The following is a 26,027-nucleotide window of genomic DNA, read 5'->3' as shown; positions in this document are numbered from 1 at the left end:
TGCGGCCGAGGTGGCTGGAAGTCAACTCGGCCACACGTGCGACGTCAAGAAGTAAATCCTTAACGAGATGGCAACGGTGCCATCCGTTCTCTAAGTGAAGGCAGGTGCCGCCACGGGCGACGCACCTTCCAAAAGGGTCGAATCGCCCATCTCGCTGAGGGCGAGGGCGAGCGCCCCGAGCACCTCCGCACGTCCGCCAAGTGCCCCCGGAAGGACGGACAGTTGGCGTGCCGCACTGGGGATGGCGTAGCGCCCGACGGACTCCCTGATCGGCCCCAGCACCAGCTCGCCGGCCTCGGCGAGATCACCGCCGAGGACCACCCGGCTCGGGTTCAGCAGATTGCAGAGATTGGCCACTCCGCTGCCGATGTGGCGGCCGACGTCGGCGATCACCCGGCGGCAGCCGGGGTCCCCGTCCCTGGCCAGCCGTACGACGTCCTCCATGGTCAGCTCGGGGCCGTGGCTGGGCTGGAGCAGCGGGAGCACATAGCGCGCCGCGGCGAACGTCTCCAGGCAGCCGCGGTTGCCGCAGCGGCAGACCGGACCGGATTCGTCGAGGGTGATGTGCCCGATCTCTCCTGCCGTGCCGCCGGGGCCGCGGTAGATCTTGCCGTCGATCACCAGACCTGCGCCGACACCGCTCGCCACCTTGATGTACGCCAGGTCGCGCACGCCCTTGCCGCCGCCCCAGACCAGCTCGCCGAGGGCGCCGAGGTTGGCGTCGTTGTCCACGTGCACGGGCACCCCGAGCCGGCCGCGCAGCTCCTCGGCCGGCTTGGTGCCGCCCCAGCCGGGCAGGATCGCGGTCGACCCCAGGGTCCCGGACTCGAAGTCGATCGGGCCCGGTACGCCGAGGCCCACGCCCGCCACCTTGGTCCGGTCCACACCGGTCGCCGCGATCAGCCGGTCGACCAGCTGTTCGGCCCGGTCGAAGCCCTGGTCGGCGGAGGCGTCGACGTCCAGCGGCTCCGCCTCCTCGGCCAGCACCTGATGGGCGAGGTTCCCGATCGCGACCCGCAGATGGGTGTGCCCGAAGTCGATGCCGATCACGATGCCGGCGTCCCCGCTCAGGCTGACGCTGCGGGCCCGCCGCCCGCCCGCCGATGTGGGCGTGACCTCGACGGTTCCGCCGTCCTTCAGCTCCCGCACGATGTTGGAGACGGTCGCGGCGGACAGACCGGTCGTCCGCGCGATCTCCGCTTGCGTGAGGGACCCGGCCAGGCGCACGGCCCGGACGACCCGCTCCAGGTTGGCCCGGTGCAGTGATGACTGCGACCCTGGAGTCTCCACGACGACCTCCTGAGCGCGGGGCCGCTTCGGCGAGGCCCCGTGTATGTCCAACTAGTGAACTCTAAGCTGAGCCGTTCGGGGTGACTCACGTCAAGAGGTTGAACCGTTTCCGGGAGCCTCGACACACCGAGACACACCCCGGGCACACGCCGGCACACGGACGCACACCCTCCCGTTGCCCAGGGAGGGTGTGCGTCCGAGGGTGCGCGTCCGGCCGCGCGCGGGGCGGGCCCCGCCGGGTGCCGGCCCTACTTCAGCGCCCCCGCGGTCAGCCCCTGCACGACCTGCCGCTGGAAGAGGATGTACGCCGCGAGCACCGGCAGCATCGCCATGACCAGGCCCGCGAACAGCCCGGACCAGTCGCCCTTGTACCCCTGGCTGACCGCCAGCTGGACCAGGCCCTGGGTCAGGACGCGCTTGTCGGGATCGGTGTTCAGCACCGTGGGCAGCATGTACTGGTTCCACTGGCCCAGGAAGTTGAAGATGCCCACGCTGATCAGGCCCGGCTTGGCCATGGGCAGCATGATCTGGAAGAACGTACGCGTGTGCGAAGCGCCGTCCACGAAGGCCGCCTCCGCCACCGAGGTGGGCAGGGTGCGGAAGAACGCCGTGAGGAAGAAGACGGTGAACGGCAGCGAATAGGCGATGTAGACGAGGATCAGGCCGTGGATCGTGTTCAGCAGCCCCATGTTGTTCACGACGTAGAACAGCGGGACCAGCGCCAGCATGATCGGGAAGCTCATGCCGCCGACGAACAGGTAGTAGATGAAGCGGTTGCCCGGGAAGTCGAAGCGGGCCAGCACGTACGCGGCCATCGAGCCGAGCACCAGGGTGCCGATGAGCGAGCCGCCGACCACCAGGACGGTGTTCAGGAAGTAGTCGCTCATGTTGGCCTGGGTCCAGGCCCGCGACCAGTTGTCGAAATGCAGGCTGTGCGGCAGCGACCAGGGCGAGCCGAAGATGGCGCTGTCGTCCTTGAAGGACGTCATCACCGCCCACAGCAGCGGCATGACCACCATGATCGCCCAGACGATCAGCAGGCCGTGGGAGAAGACGTTGAGGACGGCGCCCTCCCTCTTCTTCCCTGAGGGCCGCCCCGGGGGCGGCACATCCGCCTTGGAGATGCTCGCGCCGGACTCGGCCGGCAGCGGGGCGGGGGTCTCGGTCGTCTTCATCGCTTCAGAACTCCAGCCGCTCGCGACGGCCCAGCCGCATCACGACCGCCGAGAAGGCGAGCGTGACGACGAGCAGGGCGACGCCGATGGTGGTGGCGTAGGCGGCCTGACCGTCCCGGAACGCCTTCTGGTACACGTACAGGACCATCACGGTGGTCGAGTAGTCGGGGCCGCCCGGTCCGGTCGTCATGATCTGTACGACCGCGAACGACTCGGCGCCGAGCGCGAGGATGCCCATGTAGACCCAGCCGGACTGCACGGTGTCCCACAGCAGCGGCAGGGTGATGCGGAAGAAGGTGGTGGCGCGGCCGGCGCCGTCCAGCAGGGCCGCCTCGTACATCTCGGCCGGGATCGAGGCCATGCCCGCGGAGAACAGCACCACGAAGAAGCCGACCGAGGACCACACCAGGACCGCCATCACACACCACAGCGCGAGACTCGGATCACCGAGCCACAGCGGCTGGACGCTGTCGAGGCCGACACCGCGCAGCACCGAGTTGATCGCGCCGCTGTCCGGGTTGTACGCGAAGGCGAACAGCAGCGCGACGATCGCGATGGACAGGACCTGCGGGAAGAAATAGACGATCTTGTAGAAGGAGGAGCCCCGGACACCCGAGATCACGGGGCCGCCCCTCCGCCGGCGACCGCCCACATTGATCATGAACGAGAAGAACAGCGCCAGGCTGATCGTCACCACCGGCAGCACCAGAGCGAACAGCAGACTGTGCTGAAGCGACTTCCAGAAGATGTCGTCGTGGAACATCCTCTTGTAGTTGTCGAAGCCGACCATCTTGAATTCGGGGCTGAGGCCGGTCCAGTCCGTGAACGAGTAATAGATGGACTGGATGAACGGCCAGACCACGAAGAGCGCGTACAGTCCAAGGGGCACTGCCAGAAACCCCACGATGAACCGGTACTTGCCGTGCTGCATCGTCACTCCGGTGCTGTCGGGGGTGCTGGTTACTGGTGCTTGTAGTGCTTGATCGAGGTGTCCTTGGCCGCCTCGTCGGCGAAGCCCTGGATCTTCTTGATGGCCTCGGCCGGGGTGAGCCGGCCGGCCATCATCTCGCCGAGGCCGGCCACCCCGATCTTCTCCTTCTGCAACTGCACGTACCAGTCCTGCAGCCGCGGGTTCACCACGTTCGACCCGGCCTTGGTCAGCGCCGCCACGCCCGACTTCAGACCCGGGGTGAGGCTGATGCCGGAGGTGCCGCCGTTGTACGCGGTCAGCGACTTCACCTTGGCGGTGAAGTTCTTCGAGGACGCCTCGGAGAGCATGACGCGCAGCTGCTCCATGCCGCCCTCGGCGTTGGCCGCCTTGGCCGGGACGATGAAGGGCTCACCGCCGGAGGCCCAGATGGTTCCGAAGGGCAGCTTGTCGGAGCTGTCGAGCCCGGTGGGCGCGGAGACCGCGAGGTTGAAGTCGGCGGGGATGACGTTGGCCGACTCGTTCTCCACCCAGGAGCCGTTCGGGATGAACAGCGCCTTGCCCTTGGCCCAGGCCGTCTGCGACTGGATGTGGTCGAGGCCCGGGGTGCCCCGCAGGACGTAGCCCTTCTTGTACAGCTCGTAGTAGGCCTCGAAACAGGCCTTGACCGCCGGGTGCTTCCAGGCGTTCGGCTCCAGGTTGTCGATGGCGTCGAGCACCTCGCGGCCGCCGACCTTGCCGATCATCGGGTACAGCGAGAAGGGAATGTAGTACGGGTACTTGCCCGCGTACGTCCAGCCCGCGATGCCCTTCTTCTTGGCCTTCGCGCAGACCGCGAGCATCTCGTCCCAGGTCTCGGGGTACGTAGCGTCCAGCGAGTCCAGGGCCTTCTGCGAGTACCAGACGCCGTAGACCGTGTAGGCGTAGTACAGGATCCAGACCGGCTTGCCGTCGAACTGGCCCATCTCCACGATGCCGGGGCGCAGCGTGTCGCGGACCTTCTTGGCCGGGTCGTCGTAGGACGGGGCGTCCAGCAGCGGGGTGAGGTCGGCCAGCTGGTTCTTGCCGACGAGGACACCCATGTCCATCTGCTCGGCGCCGGAGTTGTCGATGAGGTCCGGCGGGTTGCCCTGGTTGAAGCGGGGCTGGAGGGTGGACTGGATCTTCTGGGTGGCCGCGAACTTCACCTTCGCCTTGGGGAAGTCCTTCTGGTAGATCTTCACCGCGTCCTCGGCGTACTCCTTGCCGAAGCCGCCGTCGAAGAGGACGAACTCCATGCCGGCGCTCTCGTTGACGCCGAGCGGGTTCTTCCCGGTCTTCTTGCCGGCCTTGGCCTTGTCCTGCCCGTCGCCGCCGCTGCTCGCGCAGGCGGACAGCAGGCCCATGCCGGGGGCGGCCACCAGGCCGAGCGCGGCCGAACGCTTGATCAGATCGCGGCGGCCGACGCCGTCCCCACCGTGGTGCGCTGTGGATCCCATGCTCAAGTCCTCGCCTTCTCCAGGACTCAGGCGGTGAACCGGATCCTCCCCGGCACCGCTGTCGGGTAGTGCAGGGTCATGCGGGAAACGCCGACAGGTATAGTCCACTTCACGCCGACGGAGCAAGATCGAATGCAAGGTTCCCGGTGGGTCTTTTCCGAGTTGAGACCTCTCGGAAATATGAGCGGCCTGTACGCGCTTCGCCGGAAAATTCCGCGACACAAGCCCCTGAATGGCGCACTCAACACCCTTGACATCAGTCGCCACTTGACGACCTACTGTTCCTGCGCACCGATTCCGACAACGTTGTCCATCCGGTCGCAGGAGGGGAATCCGTAGATGCACCGGAGAACTCGGCACAGATGGGGTCCGGCGGTCGTCCTCACGGCCGCCTTCGTCATGGCGGTCGGCGGGCAGGGCGCGGCGGTCGCGCTGCCCGCCAAGGCTCCGGCGGCCGACCGGGAGTTCGCATCCTCGTTCGAGGCGGGCGAGCCGGCGCCGGACTGGCTGAACACCGTCGACACCGGGCCGGACGGCGGCAAGCGCGCCTCCGGCGTCGACGGCGGCTACAGCACCGGAATCCCGGGCAATGTCACCGACCATGTCACCGAGGTCCGGGCGAGCGCCGAGAACGCGGGCGCCGGCGAGGTCAAGGAGAACCTCGTCGACGGCGAGCCCGGCACCAAGTGGCTGACCTTCCAGCCCGCCGGCTGGGTGGAGTTCGACCTGGACAAGCCGATCAGAATAGCGACGTACGCGCTCACCTCGGCCAACGACTTCGGCGAGCGCGACCCCGCGGACTGGGTCCTCAAGGGCTCCGCCGACGGCCAGGACTGGAAGACGCTCGACGCCCGCTCCGGCGAGAGGTTCGCCGAGCGTTTCCAGACGAAGTCGTTCGACCTCACCGAACCGGCCGAGTACCAGCACTTCCGGCTGGAGGTGACGAGGAACAACGGCGCCCCGGACATCCTGCAGCTCGCCGATGTGCAGTTCTCCACCGGCGGCGGGGGCGGCCCGGTGCCGCAGGACATGCTGACCCTGGTCGACAAGGGCCCGAGCGGCTCGCCGACCGCCAAGGCGCGCGCCGGGTTCACCGGAAAGCGTGCGCTGCGCTACGCCGGCCGGCACACCGCGGCCGGCCGGGCGTACTCGTTCAACAAGGTCTTCGACGTCGATGTGCGGGTCGGCCGGGACACCCGGCTGTCGTACCGCGTCTTTCCCTCGATGGCCGACGGCGACCGCGACTACGACGCCACCTACGTCTCCGTCGACCTGGCCTTCACCGACGGCACCTCGCTGAGCGGCCTCGGCGCGCTGGACGAGCACGGCTTCCCGCTCTCCCCGCGCGGCCAGGGCGCTTCCAAGGCGCTGTACGCCAACCAGTGGAACAGCGTGGCCGCGCGGATCGGCTCGGTCGCGGCCGGCAAGACCGTCGACCGGATCCTGGTGGCCTACGACTCCCCCGACGGCCCGGCGAAGTTCCGCGGCTGGCTCGACGACGTGTCCCTGAAGCAGGTGGCGCCCGAGAAGCCGAAGGCGCATCTGTCGGACTACGCGGTGACCACCCGCGGCACCAACTCCAGCGGCAGCTTCTCGCGCGGCAACGACTTCCCGGCGACGGCGGTGCCGCACGGCTTCAACTTCTGGACGCCGGTCACCAACGCGTCCTCGCTGAGCTGGCTGTACGAGTACGCACGTGCGAACAACGCGGACAACCTGCCGACGATCCAGGCGTTCAGCGCGAGTCATGAGCCGAGCCCCTGGATGGGCGACCGGCAGACCTTCCAGGTGATGCCCTCGGTCGCGGCCGGCACCCCGCCGAGCGCCCCCGGGTCCCGGGAGCTGCCCTTCCGGCACGAGAACGAGACCGCGCGGCCCTACTACTACGGGGTGCGGTTCGAGAACGGCCTCAAGGCCGAGATGGCCCCGACCGACCATGCGGCGGCCCTGCGCTTCACCTACCCCGGTGACGACGCGAGCGTGCTCTTCGACAACGTCACCGAGCAGGCCGGTCTGACGCTCGACAAGGAGCACGGGACCGTCACCGGCTTCTCGGACGTGAAGTCGGGCCTGTCCACGGGGGCCACCCGGCTGTTCGTGTACGGCGTCTTCGACAAGCCGGTCACCGACGGCGGTTCGAGCGGGGTGAAGGGCTATCTGCGCTTCGACGCGGGCGCCGACCGCACCGTGACCCTGCGGCTCGCGACCTCGCTGATCAGCGTGGACCAGGCGCGGGACAACCTGCGCCAGGAGATCCCGGACGGCACCTCCTTCGACACGGTCAAGGCGCGCGCCCGGCACAGCTGGGACGGGCTGCTCGGCAAGGTCGAGGTGGAGGGAGCCACCCCGGACCAGCTGACCACGCTCTACTCCGGCCTGTACCGGCTGTACCTGTACCCCAACTCCGGCTTCGAGAAGGCCGGCGGGAAGGACCGGTACGCCTCGCCGTTCTCCCCGATGCCCGGCCCGGACACCCCGACGCACACCGGGGCGAAGATCGTCGACGGCAAGGTGTACGTCAACAACGGCTTCTGGGACACCTACCGGACCACCTGGCCGGCGTACTCCTTCCTCACGCCCTCCCAGGCGGGCGAGATGGTCGACGGGTTCGTGCAGCAGTACAAGGACGGCGGCTGGACCTCCCGCTGGTCCTCTCCCGGCTACGCCGACCTGATGACCGGCACCTCCTCGGACGTGGCGTTCGCCGACGCCTACGTCAAGGGCGTGCGGTTCGACGCGAAGGCGGCGTACGACGCGGCCGTGAAGAACGCGACCGTCGTCCCGCCGATGTCGGGCGTGGGCCGCAAGGGCATGGCCACCTCGCCGTTCCTCGGCTACACCGGCACCGACACCCACGAGGGCCTGTCGTGGGCGATGGAGGGCTACGTCAACGACTACGGCATCGCCAAGATGGGCGAGGCCCTCTACAAGAAGACGGGCGAGAAGCGCTACCGGGAGGAGTCGGCGTACTTCCTCAACCGGGCCCGGGACTATGTGAAGTTGTTCGACACCAAGGCCGGCTTCTTCCAGGGCCGGGACGCCAAGGGCGACTGGCGCGTGCCGTCCGCGTCGTACGACCCGCGCGTGTGGGGCTATGACTACACGGAGACCAACGGCTGGGGCTACGCCTTCACCGCCCCGCAGGACAGCCGGGGCCTGGCCAACCTGTACGGCGGCCGGCAGGGCCTGGCCGACAAGCTCGACACCTACTTCGCCACCCCGGAGACCGCTTCCCCGGACTACGTCGGCTCCTACGGCGGCGTCATCCACGAGATGACCGAGGCGCGGGACGTCCGGATGGGCATGTACGGCCACTCCAACCAGGTCGCGCACCACGTCATCTACATGTACGACGCGGCGGGCGAGCCCTGGAAGGCGCAGGCGTACGTCCGCGAGGCGCTCTCCCGGCTCTACACCGGCAGCGACATCGGGCAGGGCTACCACGGCGACGAGGACAACGGCGAGCAGTCGGCCTGGTACCTCTTCTCCGCGCTCGGCTTCTACCCGCTGGTCATGGGCAGCGGCGAATACTCCATCGGTTCACCGCTGTTCAAGAAGGTGACCGTGCACCTGGAGAACGGCCGGGACCTGGTGGTGCGGGCGCCGGGGAACAGCGCCAAGAACGTCTATGTGCAGGGCGTCATGTTCAACGGCCGCCCCTGGACGTCGACGTCGCTGCCCCATTCGCTGCTCGCCAAGGGCGGGGTGCTGGACTTCTTCATGGGCGCCGAGCCGTCGGCGTGGGGCTCGGGCAAGGACGCGGCGCCGGTCTCCGTCACCCGTGACGACAAGGTGCCGGCGCCCCGCTCGGACGTCCTGAAGGGGGACGGCGCGCTCTTCGACGACACCTCGGCGACGAGCGCGACGGTGACCTCGGCCGACCTGCCGGCCGAGGGCGCGGTGAAGCCCGTGCAGTACACGCTGACCTCGGGCGCCGACCACACGAAGGCACCCACCGGCTGGGCCCTCCAGGGCTCCGCCGACGGCACGGCCTGGCAGACCCTGGACCACCGCTCCGGCGAGACGTTCGCCTGGGACCGCCAGACCCGCGCCTTCAGCATCGCGGCGCCGGGCACGTACACCAGGTACCGCCTGGTCCTGGACGGTGCGGCGACCCTGGCGGAGGTGGAACTGCTGGCCTGACGGCGTACGGACCGCAAGGCGGCGTCGGCGGCCCGCACCCGGAGTCCGGGTGCGGGCCGCCGGCGCTTGCGCGCCGCGCGGGCCCGGCCCTCCTCCAGCGGGGCCGTCCCCCGGGCCGCATCCTCCGTACGGCCGAGTGGATCTGACGGCCGTTTGCGCGGACGGGACTCCGGTGGACAGCTTGGTAGGACAGCTTTCGTACGGCGGGTGTGTACGGCGCCCCCGCGGAAGGCCGAAGACGACCGACGACCGCCGTACCGCGACCGATCCGCTCCACCGCACACGTCGTCACCGCGCCTCACCGCGGCCCACCGACAGGAGGTACCCCCGGTGCACGCCGTAACGTCTCCCGGGCTCATCGAGCCGGACGTACCCACGCCCACCGAGCCGGAGTCCGCCGCACCGCACGGGCCAGGGGTGCGGAACGTCACGCTGGACGGCGGGGCCGGAGTCCGCCTTTCGGGCCTGGTGGCCGAGCCCGCGGCCGGGCGGGTGCCCCGGGCCGTGGTGGTCGCCCTGCACGGCAGCGGTATGCGTGCCGGGTACTTCGACAGCCGGGCGCGGCCCGGGATGTCGCTGCTGGACCTGGGCAGCCGCCTCGGCTACACCGTGCTCGCCCCCGACCGCCCGGGCTACGGCGACTCGGCCGCCGCGCTGCCGGAGGGCCAGGACCTGGCCGGGCAGACCGCGACCCTGCGCTCGGCCCTCGCCGACTTCGCCGGACGGCAGCCGGTCGGCGCCGGGTTCTTCCTGCTCGCGCACTCGGCGGGGGGCCGGCTCGCGCTCTCCGCCGCCGCGGAGAAGGACTGGCCGGCCCGGCTGATCGGTCTCGACATCTCCGGCCTGGGCAGCGCCTTCGCCGTCGAGCCCGACCAGTTGCCCGGGGCCGGCCGGCCCGGTGCCTGGCGCCGGCACTGGGGGGCGCTGCGGCTGTATCCGCCGGTGGCCTTCCGGCTGGGGCAGCGGCTGGTCGCCCCGGTGCCCGCCGTGGAGGCCGGAGAGTCGCTGCTGTGGCCCGGGACGTATCCGGAGCTTGCGGCCCGGGTGCGGGTACCGGTCCGGTTCACCTTCGCGGAGGACGAGCAGTGGTGGCGCACCGACGAGGAGGCGCTGGGCTCGCTGCTGGCACCGCTCGCCGCACCGCGTGTGGTCGTGGACCGGCAGCCCGACGCCGGACACAACATCAGCCTCGGCTGGGCCGCGCGCACCTACCATCTGCGGGCCCTGGCCTTCCTGGAGGAGTGCCTGCTGGCCCGGGAGGCGGCACCGCCCAGACGCCGTCAGGGCACCTGAGACCGGGCCGCCTCCGCTCTTCCGGACGGGGCTGCGGCGCCGGAGAGGGGCGCGGAGCCGCGCGCCCTGGGCGGGGCCGTCCCGCACGACGGGCGCGAGCCCGGGGTCGCCGGAGCGCCGGTGATCCCGGCCGGCGGCCGGCCCGGTGTCTTCGGCCCGGTACCGGAGGGCGAGCACGCCGGTGCTCCGTGGGAGGAGTGCGCGGACCCGTCGAGGAGGACGTCTCCCCGGGGTCCGCGCCGCGTCACCCCGGGGCCGTTCCCGCACCGACGGGCTGAAGCGGGACGGACCGGACCGGCAGCCCTGCGCTGCGGCGAGGCCGGAGCCGGCCGGCATCACCCGTCCGCCCGCAGCGACACCGTGCCGGCCGCCTCGCCGGTGCCCCGTGCGAAGGGCGCGACCGGCCGGCCGGTGCCGCCAGGCGGAAGAGGCCGCCCCCGCGAACGGGGGGCGGCCTCGTGCGCCCGGGCGCTCAGCCCACCGCGAGGGTGAACACATGCAGGCCGGCGTCGTCCGGGAGCCGCACGCTGCGGATCGCCCGGCCGGCCGGCGCCTCGAACGGCTTCGTGGCGAAGACGTACGTCGCCACCGGGTCCTTGCCGGCGCCCGCGACATTGCGGTACGCGGCCTTGGCGACGACCGCGTTGCCGTACTGCACGGTGCCGCCCCCGCCGCCGACGGTCCAGTCGGTGAAGGACAGGTCGACGGTGTCGGTCGTGCCGTCGGTGTAGGTGACGGTCGCCCGGTTCTGCCGGTTGCCGTTGACCGCGCTGCCGAGGAAGGACACCTCATGCGCCGCGGCGGCCAGGTCGACGCGCTGGCCGGCCGCCGCGGCGTTGTCCGGGCGGCCGGCCGGCGAGGCGGGCCAGGTGAAGGCGAGGCCGCCGACCGTGCCCCGCCCGCCCGGGGCGAGGCCGGCCGCCGCGAGGGCCTGGCGGGAGTAGCTCCAGCCGCCGCCGTCGTAGTCGGCCTCGTCGTGGTCGCCCTCGTCGTCGGAGACGCCCGTGCTGTTGTAGGCGGCGAGCAGGGTGCCCGGGGCGGCCACGGTGAGCGCCACCGGCTGCGCGTACGAGGAGTCGCCCGAGGTCACCGTGACCTTGACGTCGGCGAAGCCCTGCGCGGCGTCCGGCGCCGCCGCGAGGGTGATCTGCTGGGTTCCGTCGGTGACGGTGCCGGCGGCGGGCGTGGCCGTCACCCCGGCCGGGGTCTCCACCCGGAAGCGCACCTCGGGCCCTGTGCCGCTCAGCGCCAGCGCGCGGACACCGATCTTCGTGCTCTCCCCGGGCGCGAGGGTGGCCGCGGTGGGCCCGACGCCGATCTGGTACGGCTGCTCGCCCTCGCGGAAGGACGGCGGCGGGCTGCCCGCTCCCCAGTCGCGGTCCGGGGTGGCGGACAGGCTGTAGTCGAGCCGGCCGCCGTCCCGGACGAAGGACGCCGGCAGCCAGGGGCGGTCGCTCGTGCGGCCGTCCACCTTCAGGGACCGCACGTACGGCGCGTCGGCCGCCGCTCCGGCCGCGTGGACGGAGATGTCGTTGCCCTGCGGCCGGTCGATCTCGATCCGCTCGAACAGCGGGGAGGCCAGGACCAGTTCGGCGCGGGAGGGCACCTGCGGATACATGCCGAGGGCGGAGAAGACGTACCAGGCGGACATCGCGCCGAGGTCGTCGTTGCCCGGGATGCCGCCCGGCCCGGCGGACCACAGCTGCCGCATCGCCGCGCGGACGGTCTCCTGCGTCCGGTAGGGGGCGCCCGCGTAGTCGTACAGGTAGGGGACGTTGATCGACGGCTCGTTGTCCAGCTCGGACTTGGTGCCGCCCTTGCCGCTGAAGGCCCAGCCGCCGTCGGCGTCGTGGAAGAAGCCGTCCAGCCGGGCGAGCGCCTCGTCCCGGCCGCCGAGCGCGGCGAACAGGCCCGCCGGGTTGTGCGGGACCATCCAGGTGTACTGGGCGGCCGTGCCCTCGACGAACCCGTTGCCGGTGTCCGGGGTGAAGCCGGTGACCCAGCTGCCGTCGGCCTTGCGGTTGGCGGGGTAGCCGCCGCCCGGGTCGGCCGCGATGTCGAAGTTGTTCTGCCACCACTGGGCGCGGCGGGCGAAGGCGGCCGCCGTGTCCTTCTTCCCCGCCGCGCGGGCGAGCTGGGAGAGCGCGAAGTCCGCGGTGGACATCTCCAGGGTCTCGGCGGCACCGCCCCAGGCGTTGGAGACGGACGGCATGTAGTGCAGCTTGAGGTACTTGTCGAGGGAGGGCCGCTGCCCCGCCGACAGCACCGGCTTGCCGGCCGGTGACAGGTCCTGCGCAGTCGGCACGGTCGCCGCCCGGACCAGGGACGTCAGGGCGCCGTCGAGGTCGAAGTCCGTGCCGCCGAAGGCGCGGATGCCGGCGAGGGCGGTCGCCGAGGGATCGCCGTTCATGACGTGGGTGCCGCTCGCGCCGTGCAGCCAGCGGTCCCAGACGCCGCCGTTCTGCCGGGCGAGCGCGTACAGGGACTGGGCGATGTCCGAGCCCGTGCGCGGGCTGAGCAGCGTCAGCAGCTGCACCTGGTCGCGGTAGACGTCCCAGCCGGAGAAGGTGCCGTACTGGGCCTGGTGGCCCCTGGCGACGGTGTGCACCTGGCCGTCGCTGCCGCGGTAGCGGCGGTCGGCGTCGCTGATGACGTTCGGATGCAGCAGCGCGTGGTAGAGCGCGGTGTAGAAGGTGGTGCGCTCGGCGTCCGTGCCGCCGCCGACCCGGACCGCCCCCAGCCGCTCCCGCCAGGCCCGCCGGGCCGCCTCCCGGACCGCGTCGAAGGACCGGCCCCGCGGGTTCTCGGCGGCCAGGTTGGCCGCTGCGGCGGCCCGGCTGACGTAGGAGATGCCGACCTCGGCGGTCACCGGGCCCTCGCCGGGCGCGAACTCCACGTACCCGCCGGCGCCCTTCCCGGCGACCGGCCGACCGCCCTGCGCGAAGCCTCCGGTGCCGCCGGACGCCTCCCGGGACCCGGGGGTCAGCGTGTCGTCGTGCCAGGTGCCGGTGGTCTTGAAGGCGCGGTCGAAGCGGGCGGTGAAGTAGAGGGTGTAGTAGGCGCGCTGCCCCTCGGGGTCGAGGTAGCCGCAGAAGTTCCCGGAGGTGACCGAGCCGGAGACCGTCCGGGTGTCCGGGTCGATGGTGACCGTCGAATCGGCCGAACCCACCTCGGAGTTGGCAGTGCGCACCAGCAGGGACGCGGGCTTGTCCGCCGGGTAGGTGAAGCGGGCCGAGCCGGTGCGCGCGGTGGCGGTGAGGTCGGCGGTGACACCGGAGGCCAGGCTGACCCGGTAGTGGCCGGGCTCGGCACGCTCGTCGGCGTGGCGGAAGTCGGAGGCGTAGACGGCGTCCTTGGTGTCGCTCGCCGGGGAGGAGGTGACCGCGCCGGCGTACGGGAAGAACGGGATGTCGCCGCTGCCGCCCGCGCAGCCGGTGCCGGACATGTGGGTGAGGCTGAAGCCGCGGATCCGGGTGGCGTCGTGGTGGTAGCCGCCCGGGGCGGCGGTTCTCGTCGCGTCGCCGCGGGTGTTCTCCGGGCTCCAGGAGAGCATGCCGAACGGCACGACGGCGCCCGGGAAGGTGTCGCCGCCGTTCGCGGTGCCGATCAGCGGATCGACGTACGGGGTCGGGTCCGTGACGAGACCGGGGGGTGCGGTGCTCGCCGCGAGGGCGGGGGTTGCGGTGCCGCCGGTCGCGAGGAGCGCGGCGAGCAGCAGGGACGTGGGTCTGAAGCGCATGACGCGGCCCTTCCTCCAAACGGACGGGTCGCGCACCACGGGTCGCACAAGCCGCAGGGACAGTAGCGTGCGCCACCCGTACCACGGAAGACCGCGTACGCCCCGGACGGCGCGCGCCGGGATCACCCGCTTGGGCTAGCCAAGTGGGTTGACATCGTTGTCCGTTGAGGCGGTAGAGTCATGTACAGACCACCTGACAACGATGTCGCGCGCCCGGGGTGCCGTACAAGCCACGCAGTCCCAGGCCATCCCCTCCGGACAGGTGCCCACCCCCCTCACCTGTCCGGCTCGCGGACCCGGTGCGCACGGCCACCGGGTCCGCCCAGAGCGCCCCGACCGGCCGGCCGGGGCGGGGCGTTGACCCTCTCGCCGCCGCCCCCGGCGGCGTACGGACGACGCCGCCCCCCGGCAGGGTACCGACGACGCCGCACCGTCCCGGCCGACCGCCCGGCACCACGCGATGAGGTCGCCCATGGGAGCGCTCCCACTCCCCCGCCCGCCGGGCCCGCGCCCCGCCGGGCCGCCGCGACCGGCCCGGCCGTCTCCGGGGGTCGACGGACGAGCGTGTTATGTCCATCTCGTGGACGGACCATAGCCACCCGCAAATCAGCAGTGCTACAAATACCGCATGTCGGACGGATACGCCCGATTCAGGCGCCTCGCATGGCGCACTGTGATCGGCAAGAGTCCACGAAGCGTTGCCGGACAGGTTCTGCTGCTCCAGGTGGCGCTGGTGGTACTGCTCGTTCTCTGCGCCGTCCTCGCCCTCGTCCTGCAGTCGAGGCGGGACACGACGGCCGAGGCCAGGCGCCGGTCCATCGCGGTCGCGGAGACCTTCTCCCACGCCCCGGGCATCCTCAAGGCGCTGAGCCTGCCCGACCCGTCCAAGGTCCTCCAGCCGCTGACCGAGGCCGGGCGCAAGACGGCGGGCGTCGACTTCATCGTGGTCATGAACACCCAGGGCATCCGCTACACCCACCCGATGCCCGCCAGGATCGGCGAGCGGTTCGTCGGCAACATCGGGCCGTCGCTGGCCGGGAAGGTCTACACCGAGAGCGTGCACGGTCCGCTGGGCCGCGAGGTGCAGGCCACCGTGCCCATCGACGACGCCCGCGGCAAGGTGGTCGGCCTCGTCTCCGCCGGGATGAAGGTCAAGAACGTCACTAGCGCCCTCAACCGGCAGCTGCCGATCATCCTGGCCGCCGGGGGCGGCGCGCTCGTCGTGGCGACCGGCGGCACGGCCCTGGTGGGCAGGCGGCTGCGGCGGCAGACCCACAGCCTGGCCCCGGACGAGATGACCCGTATGTACGAGCATCACGACGCGGTCCTGCACTCGGTGCGGGAGGGCGTGCTCATCATCGGGTCGGACGGCCGGCTGCTGCTCGCCAACGACGAGGCCCGGCGCCTGCTGGAGCTGCCCTTCGACGCCGAGGGCCGCACGGTGCGGGAGCTGCCGGGGCTCGACCCCGCCACGGTGGAGCTTCTCGACTCCGGGCGCGAGGCCAGCGACGAGGTGCTCCTGGCCCAGGGCCGGCTGCTGGCGGTCAACCAGCGGCCCACGGACACCCCGGGAGGCCCCCTGGGCACCGTCGTGACGCTCCGCGACTCCACCGAGCTGCAGGCGGTGTCCGGCCGGGCCGAGGCCGCCAGGGAGCGCCTTGAGCTGCTCTACGACGCGGGTCTGAGCGTCGGCAGCACGCTGGACGTGGTCAGCACGGCCGAGGAGCTGACCCAGGTGGCCGTGCCCCGCTTCGCCGACTTCGTCACCGTCGACGTCGCCGACGCCGTCCTGCACGGGGAGGAGCCGGGCCGCACCGCGCGGGACATGCGCCGGGTCGCCGTGAGCGGCATCCGGGACGACCACCCCCTCTACGAGCAGGGCCGGCTGATCGACTTCGTGCCCTCCACCCCGCAGGCGCGCGTCTACGGCGAAGGCCGCTCCGAGCTGGTCGACCTGACCGGGGACGAGGACTGGCGCGCACAGGACCCGCAGCGGGCCCGGCAGATCCTGGAGTACGGCATCCACTCGCTGATCACCGCTCCGATCCGGGCCCGGGGCGTGGTGCTGGGCATGGCCAACTTCTGGCGCTCCAAGCGGGAGCCCTTCGACGCGGAGGAGCTGTCGCTGGCGGAGGAGCTGGTGGCCCGTGCCGCGGTCAGCATCGACAACGCCCGCAGGTACGCCCGCGAGCACGCCGTCGCGGTCACCCTGCAGCGCAGCCTGCTGCCCCGGGCGCTGCCCGAGCAGAGCGCCCTGGAGGTCGGCTACCGGTATCTGCCCGCGCAGTCGGGGGTGAGCGGCGACTGGTTCGACGTGATCCCGCTGCCGGGCAGCCGGGTGGCGCTGGTGGTGGGAGACGTGGTGGGGCACGGACTGCACGCCGCCGCGACGATGGGCCGGCTGCGGACCGCGGTGCACAACTTCTCCACGCTCGACCTGCCGCCCGACGAGCTGCTCCAGCATCTGGACGACCTGGTCGGCCGCATCGACCAGGACGAGGCCTGCCCGGAGCGGGCCGGCGAGATCCTGGGCGCGACCTGCCTGTACGCGATCTACGACCCGGTCACGCGCCGCTGCGTCATGGCCCGCGCCGGCCATCTGGCGCCCGCGCTGGTCGCCCCCGACGGGAGCGTCACCTTCCCCGACCTGCCGACCGGGCCGCCGCTTGGCCTTGGCGGCATGCCGTTCCAGACGGCCGAGCTGGAGCTGGCCGAGGGCAGCCAGCTCGTCCTGTACACCGACGGGCTGGTCGAGGACCGCTCCCGGGACCTGGACGAGGGTCTTGAGCTGTTGCGCCGGGCCCTGGCCGGGCACCCGGGCCGGTCACCGGAGGCGAGCTGTGTGGCGGTGCTGAACGACATGCTGCCCGAGCGTCCCGGCGACGACGTGGCGCTGCTCGTCGCCCGCACCCGGGCGCTGCCGGCCGACCGGATCGCCGACTGGGACGTGCCGCGCGATCCGGCGGAGGTGTCCCGGATGCGCGGCGCCGTCTCCGCCAAGCTGGACGAGTGGGGCCTGTCCGAGCTGGGCTTCGGGATGGAACTGGTGCTGAGCGAACTGATCACCAACGCCATCCGCTACGGCTCCGATCCGGTCCATGTACGGCTGATCCATGACCGCACGCTGACCTGCGAGGTGGCCGACGGCAGCTCCACCGCACCGCATCTTCGCTACGCCGCGACCACCGACGAGGGCGGCCGCGGTCTGTTCCTGGTCTCCCAGCTGGCCGAGCGCTGGGGCACCCGGTACACGGACGAGGGCAAGGTGATCTGGGCGGAGCTGACCGTGCCGGCGGTGCCGGCGGTGCCGGCGGTGCCGGACCTGTCATTGTTCGGCGACGACTGACGGGTACGGCGAAGGGCCGCGTCCCCGGTACCGGGGACGCGGCCCTGAGGCGCCTGCCGCAGTCGCTTACTTGCGGATCAGGTTGCGCAGCACGTACTGCATGATGCCGCCGTTGCGGTAGTAGTCGGCCTCACCGGGGGTGTCGATGCGGACGACCGCGTCGAACTCGACACCGGTGTCGGTGGTGACCTTGACCGTGCGCGGCGTGGTGCCGTTGTTCAGCTCCTCGACGCCGGTGAAGGAGAAGGTCTCCTCGCCGGTCAGGCCGAGGGACTCGGCGTTCTGGCCCTCCGGGAACTGGAGCGGGAGGACGCCCATGCCGATGAGGTTCGAGCGGTGGATGCGCTCGTACGACTCGGCGATGACGGCCTTGACGCCGAGCAGCGCGGTGCCCTTGGCGGCCCAGTCGCGGGACGAGCCGGAGCCGTACTCCTTGCCGGCCAGGATGGCCAGCGGGGTGCCCTGCTCGATGTAGTTGCGGGAGGCGTCGTAGATGAACGACACCGGACCGCCGTCCTGGGTGAAGTCGCGGGTGTAGCCGCCCTCGGTGCCCGGCGCGATCTGGTTGCGCAGGCGGATGTTGGCGAACGTGCCGCGGATCATGACCTCGTGGTTGCCTCGGCGGGAGCCGTAGGAGTTGAAGTCACGACGCTCCACACCGTGCTCGGTGAGGTACTTGCCGGCCGGGGTGTCGGCCTTGATGGCGCCGGCCGGGGAGATGTGGTCGGTGGTGACCGAGTCGCCCAGCTTGGCGAGGACGCGGGCACCGGCGATGTCGGTGACCGGGGCCGGCTCCATCTGCATGCCCTCGAAGTACGGGGGCTTGCGGACGTAGGTCGACTCGGTGTCCCACTCGAAGGTGTTGCCGGTCGGGATCGGCAGCGACTGCCACTGGGCGTCGCCGGCGAAGACGTCCTGGTAGGACTTGTTGAACATGTCCTCGCCGATGGAGTTGGCGACGACGTCGTTCACCTCGGCCTCGGAGGGCCAGATGTCCTTCAGGTAGACCGGGTTGCCGTCCTGGTCGGTGCCCAGGGCGTCGCGGGTGATGTCCACCTTCATGGAGCCCGCGAGGGCGTAGGCGACGACCAGCGGCGGGGACGCCAGGTAGTTCATCTTGACGTCGGGGTTGATCCGGCCCTCGAAGTTCCGGTTGCCGGACAGGACCGAGGTGACCGCGAGGTCGTGGTCGTTGACGGCCTTGGAGACCTCCTCCGGCAGCGGGCCGGAGTTGCCGATGCAGGTGGTGCAGCCGTAGCCGACGAGGTTGAAGCCGACCTTGTCCAGGTACGGGGTGAGGCCCGACTTGTCGAAGTAGTCGGTGACGACCTTGGAACCCGGCGCGAGGGTGGTCTTGACCCACGGCTTGCGGGTCAGGCCCTTCTCGACCGCCTTCTTGGCCACCAGGGCGGCGGCGACCATGACGTACGGGTTCGAGGTGTTGGTGCAGGACGTGATGGCCGCGACGGTGACCGCGCCGTGGTCGATCTCGTACGTCGTGCCGTCGGGGGCGGTGACGGTGACCGGGTTGGTCGGGACACCGTTGCTGGCGGCCGGGGCGTCGGAGGCCGGGAAGGACTCCTTGCCCGCCTCGTCGTCGTCGGCGACGTAGTTGCGCACGTCGCTCTTGAACTGCTCGGCGGCGTTGGCGAGGACGATACGGTCCTGCGGGCGCTTCGGGCCGGCGATGGAGGGGACGACCGTGGAGAGGTCCAGCTCCAGCTTCTCGGAGAAGTCCGGCTCGGCCTTCGGGTCCAGCCAGAGGCCCTGCTCCTTGGCGTACGCCTCGACGAGGGCGACCTGCTGGTCGGAGCGGCCGGTCAGGCGCAGGTAGTTCAGGGTCTCGTCGTCGATCGGGAAGATCGCGGCGGTGGAGCCGAACTCCGGCGACATGTTGCCGATGGTGGCGCGGTTGGCGAGGCTCGTGGCCGCCACACCCTCGCCGTAGAACTCGACGAACTTGCCGACGACGCCGTGCTTGCGGAGCATCTCGGTGATGGTCAGCACGAGGTCGGTGGCGGTGGTGCCGGGCTTGAGCTCGCCGGTCAGCTTGAAGCCGACGACGCGCGGGATGAGCATCGAGACCGGCTGGCCGAGCATCGCGGCCTCGGCCTCGATGCCGCCGACGCCCCAGCCCAGGACGCCCAGGCCGTTGACCATCGTGGTGTGCGAGTCGGTGCCGACCAGGGTGTCGGGGTAGGCCTTGCCGTCCCGGACCATGACGACGCGGGCCAGCTTCTCGATGTTGACCTGGTGGACGATGCCGGTGCCCGGCGGGACGACCTTGAACTCGTCGAAGGCGGTCTGGCCCCAGCGCAGGAACTGGTAGCGCTCCTTGTTGCGGCCGTACTCCAGCTCGACGTTCACCTTGAAGGCGTCGTTCGTGCCGAACTTGTCGGCGATGACGGAGTGGTCGATGACCAGCTCGGCCGGCGCCAGCGGGTTGATCTTGGCCGGGTCGCCGCCCAGCTCCTTCACGGCCTCACGCATCGTGGCGAGGTCCACGACGCAGGGAACGCCGGTGAAGTCCTGCATGATCACGCGGGCCGGCGTGAACTGGATCTCCTGGGAGGGCTGGGACTGGGAGTCCCAGCCGCCGAGGGCACGGATGTGGTCGGCGGTGATGTTCGCGCCGTCCTCCGTGCGGAGCAGGTTCTCCAGCAGGACCTTGAGGCTGTACGGCAGCCGGGCCGAGCCCTCCACCTTGTCCAGCCGGAAGATCTCGTACGACTCGTCGCCCACCTGCAGCGTGCTGCGGGCGTCGAAGCTGTTCGCCGACACGACAGTCTCCTTCATTGATGTGCGCCTACCACCGTCAATCGTGCCGCCACGCCGGGTTGGCCTAACCAGTAAGGTCAGGCTAAGTTAGGTATGCCTTACTGGGCGGGCGGCTACGGTGCGCCTGAGCAGATATCTCGATGTCGAGATAACTCTAGTACATGGGCGCGGCTTGGTCATGCCCAACCCCGCCCGACCGCTCTCATCCCATCGAGGCGTTCACCCATCACACCCGGTCCTCCGGCCTTCCGCCTCGGTGAACCCGGCCGGACGGGCCGAACGCGCTGGGGCGCCGGCGGCTGAACCGGCCGGGGTGGATCCCGCGGGGCCGCGTCGAGCTGTCGTACGCGGACGCCGTACGACAGCGGCAGCGCCGTATGCTGTGCGGCTATGAATACCGGGACGGCATTGCGCCACGCACGGATTGGTGACCCGGTGCTCTCCTGAGCGCCCTGCGGGCCGGAACGGGCCCGCTGTTCGAACGAGGACCTTGCGCCGCTGCGCGGGCTCCGCCTCCGTCGTGTTGATCACAGGCTCCGCACATCAGCCACGACAGGAGAATCCATGCCCACCAAGACACTCCAGATTTCCACCGCGGACGGCCTGGCCGACGCCTTCGTCGCCTTCCCCGACCAGGTCAAGCGGCATCCAGGGGTGCTGATGCATGCGGACGGTTTCGGCATCCGGCCGGTGCTGCGGGAGATGGCCCGCGAGTTGGCCGGGCACGGGTACTACGTGCTCGTCCCGAACCTCTTCTACCGGCACGGCCCGGCACCGGTGATCGGCCTTCCCGAGCACATCGGGGAAGAGGTCCGGCCCGAACTCATGGCCCGGCTGATGCCGTTGATCGAGGCGCACACCGCCGAACGTGTCCTGAGCGACGCCGACGCCTACCTCACGTTCCTCACCGCCCAGCCCGAGGTCGCCGCCGGACCAGTCGCGGTGACCGGCTACTGCATCGGCGGCCTGCTGGCGGTGCGCACCGCCGCGGCCCGCCCCGGACAGGTGGCCGCCGTCGCCGCGTTCCACGGTCCCGTGGGCGCGGACGGGCCCGATGCTCTCGCCGGCCTCACCGCCGAGGTCCACTTCGGCCATGCCGAGAGCGATCTGACGCCCGAGGCCCTGGGCGAGCTCAACCGGGCCCTGGACGCCGCGGGTGCCGGCTACACCTCCGAGATCTACCCCGGCACCGTCCACGGGTTCACCATGTCCGACACCGACGCCTTCGACCCCGCCGGACTGCGGCGCCACTGGGACCGCCTGCTCCCCCTCCTCGACCGCACACTGGCCGGCAACTGAAGCTCCGGCTCGGACTCGGAACCTGAGGCAGACGGCTGGGCGGGCCGCACCGATGTCGGCATGACCGACCCGTCGGCCCGCCCGGCCACCGAACGCTGGATGGCCGGCGAGCAGCCCCTCGCCGTTCCTACCAGTCCCGCTCGGCGGTGGTCTTGGCCGGGCCCAGCACCTCCACACGGCCGTGATCGCCGTACACCGAGGTCCGCCAGCGGGCGAACGCTTCGGCGGTGCGGTCCGCGGCGTCCTGCTCCCCCACGCCGTAGTCGACCCGGACGACGGAGTCGACGGGTCCGCCGCCGGCGGGGGTGCTGATCCGGACGCTCGTCACATGCGGCGCGGCGGCGGCATCCCCGGCACGGCCGTCCGCCACCAGATACGCGCGGAACTCACGGCGCATGGGGAACCAGCGGCGGGCACCGGCGTCCCCGGGGTCGTCACTGGTGGTGTCCGGGTAGGTCCGGCCGTCGTCGGTGGTGGTGTCGGGGAGGGTCTCGCCGTCGTCGGTGGTGGTGTCGGGGAGGGTCTCGCCGTCGTCGGTGGTGGTGTCGGGGAGGGTCTCACCGTCGTCCGTGGTGGTGTCGGGGAGTTCCTGGTCGTCCGTCGTCCCGTCCGCCGCGGACGGTCCCCGGGCGGCCGCCCCGGCCGTCGGCGTGTCCGCGTGCCGGGTGCCGCAAGAGGCGAGCGAGCAGCACAGGGCGAGTACGGCGACCGCGGGCAGGTGCCGCATCGCGATGGTCCGGATAGTCATGGGTGTCCCCTTTCGAAGGAGGAGAGGGGCGTGCACGGGCCGGGGTTCCGCGGCGCGGAGCGGCCCCTCCCCAGCCGCAGGGCGGGACGTCGTGCGACATAAGTCGTTTTGGCCGGATCTTTCGGGTCGCACAGCACGCGTTCCGCCAACCGGCGTTGACGGGCCGTCATCGATGTCACCCGAATGGACCCCCTGACGAGCGCCATCTCATATCTGAGATAGCCTCAACCTCATGTCAGACGACTACCTCGTACGCATCGGCAAGCTCATCCGTGACGCCCGGCAACACCGGGGCTGGACTCAGGCGCAGCTCGCGGAGGCGCTCGGCACCAGCCAGAGCGCGGTCAACCGCATCGAGCGCGGCAACCAGAACATCAGCCTTGAGATGATCGCCCGAATCGGTGAAGCCCTGGACAGCGAGATCGTGTCGCTGGGCTACGCGGGTCCGATGCATCTGCGCGTGGTCGGCGGTCGCCGCCTGTCCGGCGCCATCGACGTGAAGACGAGCAAGAACGCCTGTGTGGCCCTGCTCTGCGCCTCGCTGCTGAACAAGGGACGCACCGTGCTGCGCCGGGTGGCCCGGATCGAGGAGGTGTACCGCCTCCTGGAGGTGCTCAACTCCATCGGCGTGCGCACCCGCTGGATCAATGACGGCGTGGACCTGGAACTCGTCCCGCCCGCCGAGCTGGAGATGGCGGCGATCGACGCGGACGCGGCCGTCCGCACCCGCTCGATCATCATGTTCTTCGGCCCGCTGCTGCACCGCATGGACCACTTCAAGCTGCCCTACGCCGGCGGCTGCGACCTGGGCACCCGGACCATCGAGCCGCACATGATCGCGCTGCGCCGGTTCGGCCTGGACATCGCGGCCACCGAGGGCCAGTACCACGCCCAGGTGGACCGCTCGGTCCGCCCCGACCGGCCGATCGTGCTGACCGAGCGCGGCGACACGGTGACCGAGAACGCGCTGCTGGCCGCCGCCCGGTACGACGGCGTGACGGTCATCCGCAACGCCTCCTCCAACTACATGGTCCAGGACCTGTGCTTCTTCCTGGAGACGCTGGGCGTGCGGGTGGAGGGCATCGGCACCACCACGCTCACCGTGCACGGCGTGCCGAACATCGACGTCGACGTCGACTACTCCCCCTCCGAGGACCCGGTCGAGGCGATGAGCCTGCTGGCCGCCGCCGTGGTCACCGAGTCCGAGCTGACGGTGCGCCGGGTGCCGATCGAGTTCCTGGAGATCGAGCTGGCGGTCCTGGAGGAGATGGGCCTCGACCACGACCGCAGCGCCGAGTACAGCGCGGACAACGGCCGTACGCGGCTGGTGGACCTCACGGTCCGGCCCTCCAAGCTGGAGGCGCCGATCGACAAGATCCACCCCATGCCGTTCCCCGGCCTGAACATCGACAACGTCCCGTTCTTCGCGGCCATCGCCGCGGTCGCGCAGGGCCAGACCCTGATCCACGACTGGGTCTACGACAACCGCGCGATCTACCTGACCGACCTCAACCGCCTGGGCGGGCGCCTGCAGCTCCTGGACCCGCACCGGGTGCTGGTCGAGGGCCCGACCCGCTGGCGTGCCGCCGAGATGATGTGCCCGCCGGCGCTGCGGCCCGCCGTGGTCGTCCTGCTGGCGATGATGGCGGCCGAGGGTACGTCGGTGCTGCGCAACGTCTACGTCATCAACCGCGGGTACGAGGACCTCGCCGAGCGCCTGAACTCGATCGGGGCGCAGATCGAGATCTTCCGGGACATCTGAACGGCGCGGTGTCGTGCCCCTTGAAGGCAAGGGGCACGACACCTAAATATGCCAGCTGACCTGCGGATACTCACCTTCACGAACCTCCATTGATCACTGTTGTTTGTCAGCGCCTTGTGCAACACACGTGCAAGATGATCTTGAATCGTTGACGACACGTCAGAGATGGCTGAGCATCCGTCATTCTTCACGGAGAGTTGTCGTCGGAGTGGCCTCGCAACGTCCGAGGAGCGGCGGTGACGGTGGCGTCCCACGTCCCCGTCGGCAACCCGCAAGTGCGGTTCGTGTCGATGCATTCGCCGCCCACGGAGTATCGGGCCATGTTCGATCCGCACCTGTATGCGTTGGCCGCGGCAATCCGTGCGGCTCGGCCGTACATCGGTGCAGCCGTCCCGGCGTGATGGGGCGAGTAGACACTCATCCAGCGTCGCGATGTCCCGTCTCGAGCGCTTTGCCCCTACGGGCCTTGCTGGCGAACAATCTGGCTACTGGCGGCGCTGCCCCGTGGCGGTGCCCGCAGCGACACACGGCGCCCCGCATGCACGAGTAGGAACGAGCTGGTTTGCCGGGCCAGGAGTTGCGCAGTGCCTCCCAGGCCCGGTTACTGGAGCGGCCCACGGTGAGCGGCTCATCTGGATCAAATTGTTGGCGGGGCCTGCAGCCCTCCCCTTCTCGGTCCTCCTGAGGCTCCCCACGCCGGAAGTCGGCCTCACGGTGTCCAGAGGGGGGCCGGACGAGGGTCCGGAGGAGCTGACAACAGGGATGACACACCCCCGGGGACGCCGAGCTTCGCCAGAGCCCAGTTGAGCGAGGCTGACTCGGCATCGCACACGCGGGCGATCAGACTCGTCTGCTCGGGCAAGAGGATTTTCCGGGGGATCACGATGGTCTCGCGGACCCTGTCGAGAGGCAGTCCGCGCTGAAAGCCCTGTCCGGCGCGACGCGGCGCGTCCTCGTCCGGCGGGAGGGGCAGGCGTCGGTGGGCTGCGTTCGAGACGACGATTCCAGCGACATGGGTGTACTCCTTCAGAACGGGTCCAAGCAGGTCCGCGAGCGCGTCGGTCTTCGCAGCGAGCGTCATGTCGGCGAAGGGCGTAGGGAAGTGGAAGAGGCCGCTGTGGTCCTCCACCCAGATCCACGCGGTGCCGGCTCCCTCCGTCTTGGCACCCTTACCCCGCACCTTGCCCAGGAGTCGCTTGCCCTGGTCGCTTTCCAGCGCGTCCCCGGCCAGGCTGGTGCCGAGAGGAGCCTTCCCAGAGCGGACGGTCAGCCGTCGCCCTGAACTGGTCACGACGTCACCTGCGGTCCCCGAGGCCATGCACTCGTCGGCGGCTTCTTCGGTGCGCTTCTTCCACGCCTCGAAGTCGATGCCGTTCAGGAGTTCGGGGAGATCACCTTCCCAGTAGATCTCACGCCCCCTATCCAGGGTGAAGAGGTGGATGCGGCAACTCTCGCGGAACCTCTCGTAGTCCTGGAGCCTCTGATCCTCTGCGAAGGTGACGACCTCGATGAAGAGCGGTCCAATCCGGATGTCGCCGGGGCCCCGCTGGCCTTCGCTGGCTCCAGCTCGACCGAGAGTCCGCGGGCCGCGCCCATGAGCGCAAGGCGGGCCTGTGTCTGGGTGTGCAGGAATCGGGACAGGGTGACGTCACGGCGGGCGTCCCGGCGAATGGAGGCAAAGCCAGGTACCTCGGCATTCTCCAAGTAGGCGTACGCAGCCCACCACCGGACCGCCTCAACCCACGCCCCCTTGTCGGCGCCGTTGAAGAACTGAAGCACTGGGGAGGAGCGGCCCAGTCCGACGAAAGTGTCTCTGGCCCGGCTTGCCGCGGGCGAGGGGGTCACGGCCTTCGGCAGCCAGCGGCTGTCGAAGAACGACGTCAGGCCGGCCACCGCCCGGGCAGTAACCTCGTGTCCGGCCGCGGAGAGATAGTCGGCCCCCTCCGGGTGGCCGAACCACGCCTCCCAGTCGATCTCCCGGTCGCCCCGATCGATCGCCCGCCATATCTCTTTGTCGCGAGGGTGCATGTCCTCCAGCATGACGGCCC

14 protein-coding genes are annotated in these 26,027 nt (G+C 70.6%); 5 read left to right on the top strand and 9 right to left on the bottom strand.

What is annotated here, in order from left to right; all coding sequences use genetic code 11:
• Positions 1 to 90: 90 nt before the first annotated feature.
• From ACF073_RS05715 to ngcE, 4 genes are all read right to left on the bottom strand, one after another.
• Positions 91 to 1,290, bottom strand: a complete 1,200-nt coding sequence (locus ACF073_RS05715) for an ROK family transcriptional regulator (protein WP_392067078.1) — start codon at positions 1,288 to 1,290, stop codon at positions 91 to 93.
• Between the two features lie 248 nt (positions 1,291 to 1,538).
• Positions 1,539 to 2,465 (bottom strand): carbohydrate ABC transporter permease, encoded by a 927-nt coding sequence (locus ACF073_RS05710; RefSeq protein ID WP_392067077.1) that lies wholly within the window; start codon positions 2,463 to 2,465, stop codon positions 1,539 to 1,541.
• Between the two features lie 4 nt (positions 2,466 to 2,469).
• The gene (locus ACF073_RS05705) at positions 2,470 to 3,396 is read right to left on the bottom strand and encodes a carbohydrate ABC transporter permease (protein ID WP_392067703.1); all 927 of its coding nucleotides are present in this window, start codon (positions 3,394 to 3,396) and stop codon (positions 2,470 to 2,472) included.
• A gap of 29 nt (positions 3,397 to 3,425) precedes the next feature.
• The gene (ngcE, locus tag ACF073_RS05700) at positions 3,426 to 4,871 is read right to left on the bottom strand and encodes an N-acetylglucosamine/diacetylchitobiose ABC transporter substrate-binding protein (protein WP_392067076.1); all 1,446 of its coding nucleotides are present in this window, start codon (positions 4,869 to 4,871) and stop codon (positions 3,426 to 3,428) included.
• Positions 4,872 to 5,210: 339 nt separating this feature from the next.
• Between ngcE and ACF073_RS05695 the strand changes: the two genes are divergently transcribed.
• Together ACF073_RS05695 and ACF073_RS05690 are read left to right on the top strand one after the other, a co-directional pair.
• A complete protein-coding gene (locus tag ACF073_RS05695) occupies positions 5,211 to 9,014 on the top strand; it encodes a GH92 family glycosyl hydrolase (RefSeq protein WP_392067075.1) in 3,804 nt (1,267 codons plus the stop codon).
• Positions 9,015 to 9,431: 417 nt separating this feature from the next.
• Entirely contained in the window at positions 9,432 to 10,307 is an 876-nt protein-coding gene (locus ACF073_RS05690) for an alpha/beta hydrolase (RefSeq protein ID WP_392067701.1), read from the top strand.
• A 472-nt stretch (positions 10,308 to 10,779) separates the two neighbouring features.
• On the opposite strand, the gene ACF073_RS05685 is transcribed toward ACF073_RS05690, so the two are convergent.
• Positions 10,780 to 14,046 carry a GH92 family glycosyl hydrolase gene (locus ACF073_RS05685; RefSeq protein WP_392067074.1) on the bottom strand — a complete coding sequence of 1,089 codons (3,267 nt, stop codon included), beginning with the start codon at positions 14,044 to 14,046 and terminating at the stop codon, positions 10,780 to 10,782.
• A gap of 628 nt (positions 14,047 to 14,674) precedes the next feature.
• Here ACF073_RS05685 and ACF073_RS05680 point away from each other — a divergent pair.
• Entirely contained in the window at positions 14,675 to 17,392 is a 2,718-nt protein-coding gene (locus ACF073_RS05680; RefSeq protein ID WP_392067073.1) for a SpoIIE family protein phosphatase, read from the top strand.
• A 66-nt stretch (positions 17,393 to 17,458) separates the two neighbouring features.
• Here the strand turns inward: ACF073_RS05680 and acnA are convergent, their stop codons facing one another.
• The gene (gene acnA / locus ACF073_RS05675; RefSeq protein ID WP_392067072.1) at positions 17,459 to 20,173 is read right to left on the bottom strand and encodes an aconitate hydratase AcnA; all 2,715 of its coding nucleotides are present in this window, start codon (positions 20,171 to 20,173) and stop codon (positions 17,459 to 17,461) included.
• Between the two features lie 561 nt (positions 20,174 to 20,734).
• Here acnA and ACF073_RS05670 point away from each other — a divergent pair.
• On the top strand, positions 20,735 to 21,469 hold the full coding sequence (locus ACF073_RS05670; protein ID WP_392067071.1) for a dienelactone hydrolase family protein: 735 nt from the start codon (positions 20,735 to 20,737) through the stop codon (positions 21,467 to 21,469).
• A gap of 127 nt (positions 21,470 to 21,596) precedes the next feature.
• On the opposite strand, the gene ACF073_RS05665 is transcribed toward ACF073_RS05670, so the two are convergent.
• On the bottom strand, positions 21,597 to 22,217 hold the full coding sequence (locus tag ACF073_RS05665) for a hypothetical protein (protein ID WP_392067070.1): 621 nt from the start codon (positions 22,215 to 22,217) through the stop codon (positions 21,597 to 21,599).
• A gap of 232 nt (positions 22,218 to 22,449) precedes the next feature.
• On the opposite strand from ACF073_RS05665, the gene ACF073_RS05660 reads away from it, so the two are divergent.
• Positions 22,450 to 23,979, top strand: a complete 1,530-nt coding sequence (locus ACF073_RS05660) for a helix-turn-helix domain-containing protein (RefSeq protein ID WP_392067069.1) — start codon at positions 22,450 to 22,452, stop codon at positions 23,977 to 23,979.
• A 709-nt stretch (positions 23,980 to 24,688) separates the two neighbouring features.
• Here ACF073_RS05660 and ACF073_RS05655 read toward each other — a convergent pair.
• Together ACF073_RS05655 and ACF073_RS05650 are read right to left on the bottom strand one after the other, a co-directional pair.
• Positions 24,689 to 25,270 (bottom strand): hypothetical protein, encoded by a 582-nt coding sequence (locus tag ACF073_RS05655; protein WP_392067068.1) that lies wholly within the window; start codon positions 25,268 to 25,270, stop codon positions 24,689 to 24,691.
• Between the two features lie 83 nt (positions 25,271 to 25,353).
• Entirely contained in the window at positions 25,354 to 26,007 is a 654-nt protein-coding gene (locus ACF073_RS05650; protein WP_392067067.1) for a hypothetical protein, read from the bottom strand.
• Positions 26,008 to 26,027 lie beyond the last annotated feature (20 nt).

Origin of the sequence: Streptomyces sp. NPDC015171 (assembly GCF_043079545.1) — a bacterium.
Taxonomy (GTDB): domain Bacteria; phylum Actinomycetota; class Actinomycetes; order Streptomycetales; family Streptomycetaceae; genus Streptomyces.
The sequence above is the reverse complement of the archived record's forward strand: the minus strand, read 5'-3'. Positions and strand labels throughout refer to the sequence as shown.

What these genes read in the sequence shown, in the direction of transcription:
- ACF073_RS05710 (WP_392067077.1), bottom strand. Translation starts at nt 2,465, where the DNA reads ATGAAGACGACCGAGACCCCCGCCCCGCTGCCGGCCGAGTCCGGCGCG.
- ACF073_RS05705 (WP_392067703.1), bottom strand. Translation starts at nt 3,396, where the DNA reads ATGCAGCACGGCAAGTACCGGTTCATCGTGGGGTTTCTGGCAGTGCCC.
- ngcE (WP_392067076.1), bottom strand. Translation starts at nt 4,871, where the DNA reads ATGGGATCCACAGCGCACCACGGTGGGGACGGCGTCGGCCGCCGCGAT.
- ACF073_RS05695 (WP_392067075.1), top strand. Translation starts at nt 5,211, where the DNA reads ATGCACCGGAGAACTCGGCACAGATGGGGTCCGGCGGTCGTCCTCACG.
- ACF073_RS05685 (WP_392067074.1), bottom strand. Translation starts at nt 14,046, where the DNA reads ATGCGCTTCAGACCCACGTCCCTGCTGCTCGCCGCGCTCCTCGCGACC.
- ACF073_RS05680 (WP_392067073.1), top strand. Translation starts at nt 14,675, where the DNA reads ATGTCGGACGGATACGCCCGATTCAGGCGCCTCGCATGGCGCACTGTG.
- ACF073_RS05670 (WP_392067071.1), top strand. Translation starts at nt 20,735, where the DNA reads ATGCCCACCAAGACACTCCAGATTTCCACCGCGGACGGCCTGGCCGAC.
- ACF073_RS05665 (WP_392067070.1), bottom strand. Translation starts at nt 22,217, where the DNA reads ATGACTATCCGGACCATCGCGATGCGGCACCTGCCCGCGGTCGCCGTA.
- ACF073_RS05660 (WP_392067069.1), top strand. Translation starts at nt 22,450, where the DNA reads ATGTCAGACGACTACCTCGTACGCATCGGCAAGCTCATCCGTGACGCC.
- ACF073_RS05650 (WP_392067067.1), bottom strand. Translation starts at nt 26,007, where the DNA reads ATGCACCCTCGCGACAAAGAGATATGGCGGGCGATCGATCGGGGCGAC.